Origin of the sequence: Amycolatopsis sp. WAC 04169, assembly GCF_003947535.1 — a bacterium.
In the GTDB taxonomy this organism is placed as follows: Bacteria; Actinomycetota; Actinomycetes; order Mycobacteriales; family Pseudonocardiaceae; genus Amycolatopsis; species Amycolatopsis keratiniphila.
This window is the reverse complement of the sequence record NZ_QHJI01000005.1, coordinates 694164-707453: the sequence shown is the minus strand read 5'-3', so window position 1 is coordinate 707453 and position 13290 is coordinate 694164. Positions and strand designations below refer to the sequence as shown.

11 protein-coding genes are annotated in these 13290 nt (G+C 68.0%); 9 read left to right on the top strand and 2 right to left on the bottom strand.

The window, feature by feature from the left end:
* Positions 1-104 precede the first annotated feature (104 nt).
* Genes DMC61_RS16025 through DMC61_RS16015 form a run of 3 tightly spaced genes read left to right on the top strand, consistent with a single transcriptional unit; the run spans position 105 to position 2557 of the window.
* Positions 105-833: a response regulator transcription factor gene (locus DMC61_RS16025; protein WP_063277574.1), complete on the top strand. Its 729-nt coding sequence runs from the start codon at positions 105-107 to the stop codon at positions 831-833.
* Entirely contained in the window at positions 830-2158 is a 1329-nt protein-coding gene (locus DMC61_RS16020; protein WP_125689911.1) for an ATP-binding protein, read from the top strand. The genes DMC61_RS16025 and DMC61_RS16020 overlap by 4 nt, the downstream gene beginning before the upstream one ends.
* 9 nt (positions 2159-2167) lie before the next feature.
* Positions 2168-2557: a (deoxy)nucleoside triphosphate pyrophosphohydrolase gene (locus DMC61_RS16015; RefSeq protein ID WP_038508515.1), complete on the top strand. Its 390-nt coding sequence runs from the start codon at positions 2168-2170 to the stop codon at positions 2555-2557.
* 49 nt (positions 2558-2606) lie between these two features.
* On the opposite strand, the gene trpS is transcribed toward DMC61_RS16015, so the two are convergent.
* Positions 2607-3572, bottom strand: a complete 966-nt coding sequence (gene trpS / locus DMC61_RS16010) for a tryptophan--tRNA ligase (RefSeq protein ID WP_125689909.1) — start codon at positions 3570-3572, stop codon at positions 2607-2609.
* 278 nt (positions 3573-3850) lie between these two features.
* On the opposite strand from trpS, the gene DMC61_RS16005 reads away from it, so the two are divergent.
* The gene (locus tag DMC61_RS16005) at positions 3851-4150 is read left to right on the top strand and encodes a YciI family protein (RefSeq protein WP_016337123.1); all 300 of its coding nucleotides are present in this window, start codon (positions 3851-3853) and stop codon (positions 4148-4150) included.
* Between the two features lie 7 nt (positions 4151-4157).
* Here DMC61_RS16005 and DMC61_RS41425 read toward each other — a convergent pair whose 3' ends face one another.
* Complete coding sequence (locus DMC61_RS41425) at positions 4158-4316, bottom strand: hypothetical protein (RefSeq protein WP_167337783.1); 159 nt, start codon at positions 4314-4316, stop codon at positions 4158-4160.
* Between the two features lie 195 nt (positions 4317-4511).
* Here DMC61_RS41425 and typA point away from each other — a divergent pair, with 195 nt between their 5' ends.
* From typA to DMC61_RS15980, 5 genes are all read left to right on the top strand, one after another.
* Positions 4512-6434, top strand: coding sequence for a translational GTPase TypA (gene typA, locus DMC61_RS16000; protein ID WP_016337122.1), 1923 nt, complete (start codon positions 4512-4514; stop codon positions 6432-6434).
* Positions 6435-7308: 874 nt separating this feature from the next.
* Positions 7309-9018 carry an ABC transporter family substrate-binding protein gene (locus tag DMC61_RS15995; RefSeq protein ID WP_125689975.1) on the top strand — a complete coding sequence of 570 codons (1710 nt, stop codon included), beginning with the start codon at positions 7309-7311 and terminating at the stop codon, positions 9016-9018.
* A gap of 287 nt (positions 9019-9305) precedes the next feature.
* Complete coding sequence (locus DMC61_RS15990) at positions 9306-11111, top strand: ABC transporter family substrate-binding protein (protein ID WP_125689908.1); 1806 nt, start codon at positions 9306-9308, stop codon at positions 11109-11111.
* A 183-nt stretch (positions 11112-11294) separates the two neighbouring features.
* Complete coding sequence (locus DMC61_RS15985) at positions 11295-12311, top strand: ABC transporter permease (RefSeq protein ID WP_016337118.1); 1017 nt, start codon at positions 11295-11297, stop codon at positions 12309-12311.
* Positions 12304-13236, top strand: a complete 933-nt coding sequence (locus DMC61_RS15980; RefSeq protein ID WP_125689907.1) for an ABC transporter permease — start codon at positions 12304-12306, stop codon at positions 13234-13236. The genes DMC61_RS15985 and DMC61_RS15980 overlap by 8 nt, the downstream gene beginning before the upstream one ends.
* Positions 13237-13290: the final 54 nt, after the last annotated feature.

Below are 13290 nucleotides of genomic sequence, written 5' to 3'. Positions count from 1 at the left end.
TCTTGGCGACAACGCTTCCCCGGAAACGCTGAGATACCACTCAGACTCCGCCTCCCCGGCTGAGATGGCGCTGAGAGGTCGCGCGTGAGCTGGTGAAAGCGTGAATGATGAAGGGCGTGAAACCTCGAGTACTGGTGGTCGACGACGAACCCGGCGTGCGCAAGGCGTTGCAGCGGGGGCTGCGCGCCGAGGACATGGACGTGGTCACGGCGGCCGACGGGCCCAGCGGCCTGCGGCTCGCGCAGACGGGCTCCTTCGACGTCGTCCTGCTCGACATCATGCTTCCGGGGCTTTCCGGCTACCGCGTGCTCGAACGGCTGCGCGCGCTCGGCGTCACCACGCCGGTGCTGATGATCTCGGCGAAGGACGGCGAGGTCGACCAGGCCGACGGTCTCGATCTCGGCGCCGACGGCTACCTTGTGAAGCCGTTCTCGTTCGTCGTACTGGTCGCGCAGGTGCGCGCGGTGCTGCGGCGGGCGTCGCCGGACGGGACCCGCGGGCCGCTGCGCATCGGCGCGCTCGAAGTCGACCGGAGCCTGCGGCAGGTCCGCTACGACGGCGTCGACGTGGCGTTCAGCCCCCGCGAGTTCGCGCTGCTGGAGGTGCTGGCGGGCCGGGCCGGAACGGTCGTCACCAAGGACGAGCTGCTGCGCGCCGTCTGGGGCGACGAGCAGGCCGCGACCCGCAACGTCGTCGAGGTCTACGTCGGCTACGTGCGCCGCAAACTCGACGCGGTCGGCGCGGGCGCGCTGGTCAGGACCGTGCGCGGGCACGGATACCTGGCCTCGGATCCGCAGCTCGACGAAGTGATCGCCCCGGCGGGACAGGGGTGATCGGCTCGCCGTCTTGGTGGCGCCGCCGATCGCTCCAGGTCCGGATCACCCTGCTCGCGGCCACGGTCACCCTCGGCTTCCTGCTCGGGCTGGCGGCGGTCGCCGGGGACAACCTGCAACCGCTGCTCATCGGCTCGGTCGACGACGAACTGAGCGCTCGGCTGGAGACCGCGAAGGCCGACGTCTCGGCCGGGCGGACACCCTCGGGGTCGGCGGTCACCGTCCGCGTCCTCGACACCGCGGGCGGCCCGGTGGACGGCCTGCCGCCGTCGAATCTCGGGCCCACGGACGTCCGCGCGCTGAAGGCGGGCGAATCGGTCACGACCGGCGGCGAGCAGAGCTGGCGCTGGGCGGGCACCGTCGTCACCGCGCCCGACGGGCAGCAACGCCTGGTCGTCGCGGGTGCGGGCTTGGTCGGCTTCGCGACGGCCGTGCATTCCGGCGGGTTGTGGCTGTTCGTGGTCGCGTCCGTCGGCGCGGTGGGCGCGGGGATCGCGACGTGGCTGCTGGTGCGGTTCGCCCTGCGGCCGGTGGCGCGGATGCGCGGATCGGTGCGGGCCCTCCCGCCGGGCGCGCGGCTGCCGCTCCCGGATTCGCACGACGAACTCCGCGCGCTGGCCGAGGAGTTCAACGCGTTGCTGGCGCGGCAGGAGGAGGGCGCCGACCGGCTCCGGCGGTTCACCGGGGACGCCGCGCACGAGCTCCGCTCGCCGGTCGCGTCGATCCGCGTGCAGGCCGAGGTCGCCGTCGCCAATCCCGATCCCGACCTCTCGCAGGAGACGCTTTCCGACATCCTGGAGGAGGCGGAACGGCTTTCCGCGCTGCTCGACGGGCTGCTCGCGCTGGCGAGGTCGGACGCGGGGGAGGTCCCGCCCGCGGAACCGGTCGAGCTGGTGAGCGAGGTGCGCGCCGCGGTCGCGCGGATGCCCGCCGGCGCTCCCGAGATCCGGGTGAGCGGCACGGTCGGCACGGCGTGGGCGCTGGCCACGCATTCCGAGGTCGAACTGGTGTTGAGCAATCTGCTGCGCAACGCCTGCCGGTACGCGCGGACCGAGATCGTGGTGTCGGTGCTCGCGGCGCGGTCCACCGTGCGGGTGGTGGTCGACGACGACGGGCCGGGCATCGCCCCTGAGCACCGCGAACGGGTCTTCGACCGCTTCTACCGCGTGTCCGACTCGCGGGCGCGGTCCTCCGGCGGCACCGGGCTGGGCCTGGCGATGGTCGCGGAGGCCGTCCGGCGCCGGGGAGGCCGGGTGCGCGTCGGCGAATCCCCCGACGGCGGGGCCCGTTTCCAGGTCGTCTGGCAGGCGGCGCGCGGTCAGTAGGGTGTGCGCGTGGTGATCGTGGGCGCCGCCATCGTGCGGGACGGACAGTTGCTGGCGCAGCAGCGGGCTTGGCCCGCCGACCACGCCGGGCAATGGGAACTGCCGGGCGGGCGGGTCGAGGACGGCGAAAGCGACGAAGCCGCCTTGGCGAGGGAATGCCTGGAAGAACTGGACGTCGCCGTGACGGTCGCGGGCCGCGTCGGCGAAGACGTGCCGCTGCCGAAGGGGAAGGTGCTGCGGATCTACGCCGCCTCGCTGGTCAGCGCGGGGGACGAGCCGCGGGCGGTCGAGCACAAGGACGTCCGGTGGATCTCCGCGCGCGAACTCGACGACCTCGACTGGCTGCCCGCCGACCGGATCCTCCTGCCCGCCCTGCACGCCCTGCTCACAAGTCCGTGAAGGCCTCCTTGAGAGACCCAGAGTCCCTCAAGGAGGCCTTCACGGAACTTCAGCCGGCGCCGATGAGCCGCAGCGCCGACTGGAGCCGGTGCTCACCCCGTTCCGCCGCCCGGACGGCACCCGCCTTGCGGACCCGTTCCAGCTCACCGGGGTCGGCCAGCAGCGACAGGGCACGCTCCCGGACCGGTCGAAGCTCCTCTATGAGCGCCTCGGCGACGGCCTCCTTCACCTGACCGTAGGAGTCGAACCGGTCCGCGAGGACCTCGGGCTTCTCGCGGGTACAAGCCGCGAGGATGTCCAGCAGGTTCGCCATCCCCGGCCGGGTCTCCGGCGCGTAGGCGGGCTTCGACCCGCCGTCGGTCTTCGCGCGTTTGACCTTCCGGCGGACCTGGTCGGGCTCGTCGAGGACGAAGACCACCCCGGCCTCTTCCTTCGTCGACTTCGACATCTTCCGCGTCGGCTCGGCGAGGTCCATGACCCGCGCGCCGGCGGGCGGCAGCACCGCCTTCGGCATGGTGAACACGTCGCCGTAGGTGGTGTTGAACCGCTTCGCGAGCGTTCTCGCCAGCTCGACGTGCTGCCGCTGGTCCTCGCCGACCGGGACCTCGTCCGCGCCCTGCAGCAGGATGTCGGCCGCCATCAGCACCGGATAGGTCAGCAGGGACAGCCGGACACCGGCACGGCCCTTCGACTTCTCCTTGAACTGGATCATCCTGGCGGCCTCGCCGTAGTTGCAGGTGCACTCCAGGACCCAGTTGAGGGCACCCAGCTCGCGGGCGATGTCGGATTGCACGAACACGCGGTCCGGCTCGATCCCGGCCGCGATCAGCACGGCCAGCTGCTCCGACGCCATCGAGCGCAGTTTCGCCGGATTGTGCGAGTTCGTCATCGCGTGCAGGTCGGAGACGAAGTACAGGTCGTCCGGCCCGCCCTCGTCGGCCCAGCGCCGGATGGCCCCCAGGTGGTTCCCGACGTGGACGTGGCCGGACGGGGTGATCCCGGACAACCTGATCATCTGCCTTCTTCCTTCCGGATTCGGGCCGCCCCAGGGTCCGGGCACGAAAAAGGCCGCCCGGTGGGGCGGCCTGGTGGTGCGCTCGTCTGGTTCAGCGCAGGACTTCGGGGCCGCCGGAGGGCGGCCACCACTGGGCGTTCTGCGCGCGCATGGCGACGATCGTACCGCAGCCCGGAAAGCAGGGGCGGATCACTCATTCCGGGCACGCGGCGTCAACACTTCATATCAGCCGGGGCAGTACGTCCGTCATATTGGCGATCCGGGTTTACCTTCGACTCATGTTTGTCGTCCTGCTGACCTACACCGCGCCCATCGAAGAAATCGACTATGTGCTCCCTGATCACGCCGACTGGCTGACCAAGCAGTACGAACACGGCAATTTCCTCGCCTCCGGCAGGCGCAACCCGCGCATCGGCGGCGTCATCATCACCAAGCCCATGGCCAGGGGAAAGCTGGACGCGATCCTCGCGACCGACCCCTTCTCGGTCAAGCACATGGCGAGCTACGAGGTGATCGAGTTCTCGCCGACCCGGACCGCGCCGGAACTGCGGGCGATCAACGAGGCGGTGGTGCACTGACGATCTTCTAAGCGGCCTTCGCGATCTTCGTTTTCGCCTTCTTCAGTGCGAGAACGGGGCATTTGCCGCACCGCGACTTCGACCGGCAGCATTTCTTCTTGACCTTGCCGGACTTCATCCATTTGCGCACGAGCTTGTGCGGGTCGTCGGACGGTTTCTTGCCCACGCGCGCTCCTTCTCCGACCGGTGTCGGCGACCTCTACACGTTAGGTGAGCCTAACCGATCTGGGGGCGTGGGGCTGCTCACAGTCGGGCTACAGGTATCCTGGTTTGGTCCGCGTAAGGCCAAAGTCGGCCGGGCGTGTCTCGAACGCGCGAGCGCGGGCACCACACCCGAACTTGAAACCTTTGGAGCCTTCGCGTGCCCGCAGCCAGCGCCACCGCAGTCGATGCCGGCCGCTCGTCCGGCAAGACCCGGCCCGACCTGCGCAACGTCGCCATCGTCGCACACGTCGACCACGGCAAGACGACCCTCGTCGACGCGATGCTCCGGCAGTCCGGTGCCTTCGAGGAGCGCGCCGAACTCGTCGACCGCGTGATGGACTCCGGGGAGCTCGAGCGGGAAAAGGGCATCACGATCCTCGCGAAGAACACCTCCATCCGGCGCCAGACCGACGAGGGCATGGTGACGATCAACGTCATCGACACCCCCGGTCACGCCGACTTCGGCGGCGAGGTCGAACGCGGCCTGTCCATGGTGGACGGTGTCGTGCTGCTGGTCGACGCCAGCGAGGGCCCGCTCCCGCAGACCCGGTTCGTGCTCCGCAAGACCCTCGAGGCCGGCCTGCCGGTGATCCTGGTCGTCAACAAGACCGACCGGCCCGACGCGCGGATCTCCGAGGTCGTCGAGGAGACCCACGACCTCCTGCTCGACCTGGCCGGTGACATCGAGGACGCCGACCTCGACGCGATCCTCGACCTCCCGGTCGTCTTCGCCTCCGCCCGGTCCGGCAAGGCGAGCCTCGAGCAGCCCGCCGACGGCGAGGTGCCCGAGAGCGAGAACCTCGACCCGCTGTTCGAGACCCTGCTGCGGCACGTCCCGCCGCCCTTCGCCGACCGCGAGGGCCCGCTGCGCGCGCTGGTCACCAACCTCGACGCGTCGAACTTCCTCGGCCGGATCGCGCTGATCCGCATCCACTCCGGCAGCCTGCGCAAGGGCCAGACGGTCGCGTGGATGCGCGAGGACGGCGAAGTCAGCTCCGTCCGCATCTCCGAACTGCTCGTCACCGAGGCGCTCACCCGCGTCCCGGCGACCGAGGCCAGCGCGGGCGAACTGGTCGCCATCGCCGGCATCCCGGAGATCACCATCGGCGACACCCTCGCCGACGTCGACAACCCGGAGGCCCTGCCCCGGATCGCCGTCGACGAGCCCGCCATCTCGATGACCATCGGCGTCAACACCTCGCCGCTGGCCGGCCGCAACGGCGGCGACAAGGTCACCGCCCGGCTGGTGAAGGCGCGCCTCGACCAGGAGCTGATCGGTAACGTCTCGATCCGCGTCCTGCCGACCGAGCGCCCCGACACCTGGGAGGTCCAGGGCCGTGGCGAGCTGGCGCTGGCCATCCTCGTCGAGCAGATGCGCCGTGAGGGCTTCGAGCTGACCGTCGGCAAGCCGCAGGTGGTCACCCGGATGATCGACGGCAAGCTGCACGAGCCGTTCGAGCGCCTGTCGATCGACTCGCCCGAGGAGCACCTCGGCGCGATCACCCAGCTGCTCGCCGCCCGCAAGGGCCGCATGGAGCACATGGGCGGGCACGGCTCGGGCCGCATCAAGCTCGACTACGTCCTCCCGGCGCGCGGCCTGATCGGCTTCCGTACCGACTTCCTCACCGAGACCCGCGGCACCGGTATCGCGAACCACGTGTTCGAGGGCTACCAGCCGTGGGCGGGCGAGATCCGCACCCGGCACTCCGGTTCCCTGGTCGCCGACCGGTCCGGCCCGATCACCGCGTACGCGATGATCCAGCTGGCCGACCGCGGCACGTTCTTCGTCGAGCCGGGCGCCGAGGTGTACGAGGGCATGGTCGTGGGCGAGAACCCGCGCGCCGAGGACCTCGACATCAACATCACCAAGGAGAAGAAGCTCACCAACATGCGCTCCTCCACCGGTGACGTGATGGAGACGCTGGCCCGGCCGCGCAAGATGGGCCTGGAAGAGGCGCTGGAGTTCTGCGCCGTGGACGAGTGCGTCGAGGTCGCCCCCGACGTCGTCCGCGTCCGCAAGGTCACGCTGGACATCAACCAGCGCGCCAAGGAGCGCAACCGCAACAAGAACCGCGGCTGAGCAGAGGCCACGATGAAGGCCCCCTTCCTTGCGCCAGGCGCAAGGAAGGGGGCCTTCATGTACTTGGGGAAGGTGTGAAGGTCGAGTTTCCTCGGCTGAGCCGAGGGCGGGGCCTTCACGCGCGGCGTGACTGGGTGGACGACACGTGTGATTGGACGGACGACACACGTGACTGGCCGGACGACGCTCTGACGCGACCGGTCCTGCCGCGAGTCGTCCGGCTGGACACGCGTGTCGTCCACTCGATCACCCGTGTCGTCCGTCTGATCACGCGCGCCGTCCCAACGTCGAAGGGCGTCTGCTCACTCACCGTGAGTAGGCGCCCTTCGACGTTTCCGGCGCCGAATGTGGTCACGCACCGTATTCGATCGAGCGTTCTTCGTTAAAGAAAGTTCCTTTCCCTGCAATTCCGAGGGAAAGCGATCGCCCTTTTCGGACGGTGTTCACAACACCGGAACGCCAGGCGCCGGAACGACGGCGGAGCGGCCGCGCGCGCCCGTTGGCGGAATGCGGACCCGGCCGCCGCGAAACGAAAAAGCCTAAATGCGTCCGGATAGGACTCGCGATCGCGATCGTTTCGGTCGTGAATCGTCCGGTGCCGAACATTCCGGCGGGCGTTCCGGAATGTTCCGGGTTTGCGGAACCGATTGCCGGAGTAGCGCGATCGGGTGTGCCCGAAAAGGCCCGGCGCGGCAGGAACCCCGGGCGGCTCCCGGACGTCCTCCTGGGGAGGACGGCATCCGGTCGGGCGACGACCGGGCCGATATGGGAATCTCGCTGCCGAGGCCATGTCCGGCGTGATAGCTCTATGGCGACGGGGCGAGGGACAAACCAGGAGGATCCAGGCGTGCGGTCACGGACCACAGCGGCACCCATGCTGGCGTGCGCGGCGGTGCTCCTCGCCGCCTGCAGCAACACCCCGCCCCCGCCCGTGGTCAGCTCTTCGGCCTCCCCGGTGAGCACGTCGACCACGAAGACGCCTTCGCAGGTCGTCGTAGGGGTCGACGACGTTCTCGGCGGCTACAACCCGCACAACCTCGCCGACGCGTCCCAGGTGACTTCGGCGCTCTCGCAGTTGCTGCTCCCGTCGGTGTTCCGCCCCAAGGACGACGGCAGCTTCGAGCTGGACAAGAGCCTGATGAAGTCCGCCGAGGTCGTTTCGCAGCAGCCGTTCACGGTCGCGTACACGATCCGCCCGGACGCCTCGTGGTCCGACAGCGCGCCGATCGCGGCCGAGGACTTCGCGTACCTCCGCGAGGCGATGCGCGACCAGCCGGGCGTCATCGGCGCCGCCGGCTACCGGCTGATCTCGGACATCCAGTCGCGCGAAGGCGGCAAGCGGGTCGAGGTGACCTTCTCCAAGCCGTACCCGGGCTGGCAGACGCTCTTCGGCAACCTCCTGCCCGCCCATCTGCTCAAGGACGCCCCGAACGGGTGGCAGGGCGCGCTGGCGACGGCGTTCCCGGCCGTCGGCGGCCCGTACTCGATCAAGGGCCTCGACACCGCGCGCGGAGAGATCACCCTGGAGCGCAACGAGCGCTATTGGGAGAAACCCTCCGCCCTCGACCGGATCGTGCTCCGTGCGGCCGATCAGGAGGGCACACTGGCCGCGCTGCGCAGCGGCAACGACCAGTTCGCGATGACCAGGACCGACGGCACCGGCCTCAAACGGCTCGGCGAACTCGGCTCCGCCGTCCAGCTGCACACGGTCGCGCGTCCCACGGTCGCGCAGATCCTCCTGCGGCCGGTGAGTTCGACGCTGTCGGATCCCAAGGTGCGCGAAGGCGTCACCGCGCTGATCGACCGCGGCAAGCTGATCACCGAGGCGACCGACGGCGGCCCGTCGGACAAGCTCCGTGCCGACGCCCAGGTCCGCGTCCCGTCGGCCCCCGGTTTCCAGCCGACGATCCCGGCTCCGGGCCCGCCGTCGGCGGCCGACCCGGTCAAGGGCGAGGAACTGCTCAAATCCGCCGGATACACCAAGGAAGCCGGAACCTGGCGGAAGAACGGGAAGAACCTTTCGCTGGTCGTCGCGTCGCCCGCCAAGCAGGAGCCGTACGCGACGATCGCCAAGGAGCTGACGGCGCAACTGGTGGCCGCGGGGATCGAGGTCAACGCGATCGCGCCGCAGCCGAGGGAGCTGTTCTCGACCCTGCTCGCCATGCCGGTGCTGAACGGGATCCAGCAGACGACGCCGGAGGGCGCGGGCAACGTCGGCATCGACATCGCGGTGATCGGCCAGGTCACCGGGGGTGCGGACGTCGCGTCGGCGCTGGCGTCCAGCTTCGGCTGCCGCCCCGATCAGCTCACCGAGAAGACCAAGGCCGTCGTCCCGGCGAACCCGCTGGGCTTCTGCGATCCGGCCCTGCAGCCGTCGATCGACGCCGCGCTGACCGGCGCCACCCCGGCCGCGGACGCGCTTTCGGCCCTCGAACCGGAATTGTGGCGTCGGAATGTTGCCATTCCGTTGTTCCAGCTGGCCGATACCCTCGCCATCGGCTCTGGTATTTCCGGAGTAACCGCTGGTCCTCCTATGGTGGGCCCTTTCGGGTCGGCGGTGAACTGGACGAGGGGTCCGAAGTAGCCGTTTCGAGTCCGAGCCGGACCCTGGAGGGTGACCTTTCCCGGCACGTTCGAGTGGCGGACTGATTCCTCAAGGTAACCGGTGTATTTCTTGATGTCAGCCGCAAGTTACCCTTTGGTCACGATCGCCCCGGAACTGGTGACTGTTCGTGCATTTCCTTTCTAGCGTGCACCCGCAGTGCGCCAAATGAGTGTCGCTTGGCGTGTCATAGGCTCCGGGCCATCTCACCGGAGCGGTGTGGGGTCCTGTTCCGATCTCAGGAGCCCAGTGCTAGGAGGGCACACTTCATGAGGAAGTCCAAGGCAGTCTCCGCCTGGTCGCTGGTCGCGGCCTCCGCGCTTGTGCTGAGCGCATGCAGCGGTGGCGACAGCGGTAGTACCGACCAGAACGGGTCGTCGACCGATATCAAGAGCATGGCGACCGGCAAGGCGCAGAACGGCGAAAACTTCAAGCTCGCGGACACCCCGGGGTACGAAGGCACCGTCACGGTGGGCATCGACGACGGGTACTCGGGCTACAACAACGACACGCCCGACACCAACACGTCGTACAACACCTACATCCTGACCGCCGTGCTCGCCGGCGCCGATGTGCTCGACGGCAACAACAAGGTGCTGCTGAACAACGACGTGTTCGACTCCTGGGAGGTCACCTCCAAGGCGCCGCAGACCGTCGTCTACAAGATCAAGCCGAACGTCAAGTGGTCGGACAACGAGGCGTTCGACTGCGACGACATGTACCTGTCGTGGCTGGCGCACTCCGGCAAGGCGAAGACCGCCGACGGCAAGCAGGCCTTCCTCGCCGCTTCGACGACCGGCTACCAGCTGATCAACGAGGCGACCTGCAAGGACGACCTGACCTTCGAGACCAAGTACACCGAGCCGTACCTGGACTACAAGGGTCTGTTCAACTCGACCGCGATCATGCCCGCGCACATCGTCGAGAAGAACTCGGGCGTCGCCGACATCACCAAGCTGACCCCGACCAGCGACGCCGCGCAGCTCACCAAGGCCGGCGACTTCTGGACCAACGGCTTCAAGGGCTTCAAGGCCGACGTCATGCCGGCTTCGGGCCCGTACAAGATCACCGCGTTCGACGCCAACCAGAAGGCCGTCACGCTCGAGAAGAACCCGAACTGGATCGGTGGCAAGGGTGGCCCCTCCAAGATCGTCGTGAAGGCGATGGAGGACACCAAGGCCATGGCGACCGCGCTGCAGAACGGTGAGATCGACGTCGCCGCTTCGACCCAGCCCGACGCCACCGCGGCCAACACCATGAAGGGCCTCTCCGCCCAGGGTGTGACCTACGGTTCGGCCTCGCAGCTGACCTTCGAGCACATCGACCTCAACTACAAGCGCATGTTCAAGGACAAGGACCTGCGCAAGGCGTTCTTCGAGGTCGTCAACCGCCAGGAGATCACCGACAAGCTGCTGAAGGAGGTCCAGGCCGACGCGACCCCGCTGAACAGCATCGTGTTCATGCCGGGCGAGCAGGGCTTCAAGGACCTGTACAGCAGCAAGGCCGGTCTGGGCGCCGAGGCCGCGGCCAAGACGCTGACCGACGCCGGCTGGGTCAAGGGTGGCGACGGCATCTTCGCCAAGAACGGCCAGCGCGCGTCGTTCAAGATCTCGCACAACCAGAACACCCGCCGTCAGCAGACCGTCGAGATCATCATCTCGCAGGCCAAGGCCGCCGGTATCGAGATCACGGACGACCAGGACGCCAACTTCCTGAAGGGTGGCCGTCTCGCGGCCAGCGACTACGACGCCGCGCTCTTCGGCTGGTCCGCCGCTCCGTTCAAGGCCGAGCAGAAGTCGATCTACATCACCCGTGTCGACGACAGCAGCCAGAACTACCAGGGCCTGTCGAACCCGACGATCGACTCGTCCTTCGAGGCGGCCGTGAAGGCCACCGACGAGGCCGTGCAGCTGGAGAACTACCAGAAGGCCGACCAGGCGATCGCGGACGAGTACGCGACGCTGCCGCTGTTCCAGACCCCGTCCATGTGGGCGTTCAAGGGCATCGACCGCACTTACATGCAGTCGTACAACGGTGTCCTGTGGAACGTCGGTGAGTGGGAGCAGAAGAAGTAGGGCCTTCCGCCCCGCTTTTTCACCACTCGCTTACGCGATCCTGGTGGTACGGGGGCCCGGCCACAAGCCGGGCCCCCGTACCCGCCGGAAGTAGCTGTTGACCGTAGGGTTACCGCCACTACGGTGGACAACCGGGCAGCGGTCCAGCACTTCGGCGACCAGGCCCGGATGAGGAGCAGTTCGTTGAACCTGGTGATCTACATTCTTCGCCGTCTGGCGATATCGATTCCCGTCCTGTTGGTCGGGACTTTCCTGTGTTTCGTCATGGTCGCCGGCACCGGTGACCCGCTCGCCGAGATGAAGAGCAACCCGGCGATGAGCAAGGAAGCCATCGCGCAGATGGCCTCGCAGCTCGGGCTGGACCAGAGCATCGTGCCCCGGTACTTCACTTGGCTCGGCAACTTCGTCACCGGCGACTGGGGCGTGTCCATCGCACAGGGCAACGCGCAGGCCCCGGTGTTCCCGAAGGTCATGGCCGCGTTCGAGGTCACCTTGAAGCTCGTGGTCGGTGCCGAGATCCTCGCGCTCATCCTCGGCGTCCTCGTCGGTGTGGTCGCGGCGGTCAAGCAGTACTCGATCATCGACTACATCGCCACCACGCTGGCCTTCCTGCTGTTCTCGATGCCGATCTTCTGTGTCGCCATCGTGCTCAAGCGGTACGCGATCGAGTTCAACGGCTGGGTGCGCGACCTGGGACTGTCCGATGTGCTCGGTAATCCCTGGATCCGCACCACGAGTCCGGAATCGCTGAATTTCGACGGTCCAGGCGGATTCCTGGCCAGTTACATCGGTGCCTATCTGCTGCCGACACTGTCCATCATGGCCATCAGCTTCGCCGCCTACAGCCGGTTCCAGCGCGCTTCGATGCTGGAGACGCTGAACGCGGACTACGTGCGGACCGCGCGTGCGAAGGGACTCGCCAACGGCCGGGTCATCTTCCGCCACGCCTTCCGTAACGCGCTCATCCCGGTGACCACGCTGTTCTCCGTCAACTTCGGTGCCGTGCTCTCGGGCGCGATCATCACCGAGACGGTGTTCAACTGGAATGGCATGGGCAAGCTGCTCGTCGAAGCCGTGACCAAGAGCGATACGCAGGTGATGATGGGGTGGCTGGTGCTCATCGCCAGCAGCATCATCGTCGCCAACCTGATCGCCGACCTGATGTACGGCATCCTGGACCCGAGGATTCGCGTTGGCTGACTTGAACTCCCTTATCGCGGCGGAAGGCTCCAAGTCCGCCGACGGCACGCTCCCGGACGAGGCGCTGCCCGAGCCCCAGAGTCAGGGCAAGCTGGTCCTGCGCAAGTTCCTGCGGCACAAGCTGGCCATGGTCTGCACCGGCGTCCTGCTGCTGCTCGTGCTGACCGTCATCATCATGCCGATCTTCTGGCCGCACAGCTACGAGGACAGCTCGTTCCCGTCCTTCGCCAAGCCCAGCGCGGAATATCCGCTCGGGACGACGCAGGTCGGCAAGGAAATGGTGTCGCAGATCCTGCGCGGCACCCAGTACTCGCTGCTGATCGCGCTCATCGTTTCGCTCGTCGCCACCACCATCGGCACCGTTTTCGGTGCCATGGCGGGGTATCTGCGCGGCTTCACCGACTCCGCGATCTCCCGCGTGACGGACCTGTTCCTGATCGTCCCGCAGATCGCCGCCGCCGCCATCCTGGCGAAGGTGTTCGGTGGCGGCACCTGGTACATCGTCGCGATGGTGCTGGCGGCGTTCGGCTGGATGCCGATCGCCCGTATCGCCAGGGCCGAGTCGATGTCGCTGTCCCAGCGCGAGTTCGTGGACGCCGCCCGCGCGTCCGGTGCCGGGACGTTCCACATCGTGTTCAAGCACCTGGTGCCGAACATGGTCGGCCTCATCACGGTCAACGCGACCCTCGCGATCGCGCAGGCCGTGCTGATCGAGGCGGCACTGTCGTTCATCGGGCTCGGGGTGCAGCTGCCGGACACTTCGCTCGGCCGCGTCATCCTCGAGAACTACGCGCAGCTGCAGGCGCGGCCGGCGCTGTTCTTCGGCCCGTTCGTCGTGCTGGTGCTGATCTCGCTGACGATCAACTTCATCGGTGACGGCCTGCGGGACGCTTTCGACCCGCGGCAGCGCCGTCAGAAGGCCTGAGGCCCTCTTTAGCGCGTGAAGGCCCCCTTCCCTCGGCTCAGCCGCGGGAAGGGG

Bases quoted from the DNA above. Each gene is read 5' to 3' on its own strand.
- DMC61_RS15990 (WP_125689908.1), top strand. From the start codon at position 9,306: ATGAGGAAGTCCAAGGCAGTCTCCGCCTGGTCGCTGGTCGCGGCCTCC.
- trpS (WP_125689909.1), bottom strand. From the start codon at position 3,572: ATGATCAGGTTGTCCGGGATCACCCCGTCCGGCCACGTCCACGTCGGG.
- DMC61_RS16005 (WP_016337123.1), top strand. From the start codon at position 3,851: ATGTTTGTCGTCCTGCTGACCTACACCGCGCCCATCGAAGAAATCGAC.
- DMC61_RS15995 (WP_125689975.1), top strand. From the start codon at position 7,309: ATGCTGGCGTGCGCGGCGGTGCTCCTCGCCGCCTGCAGCAACACCCCG.
- DMC61_RS16025 (WP_063277574.1), top strand. From the start codon at position 105: ATGATGAAGGGCGTGAAACCTCGAGTACTGGTGGTCGACGACGAACCC.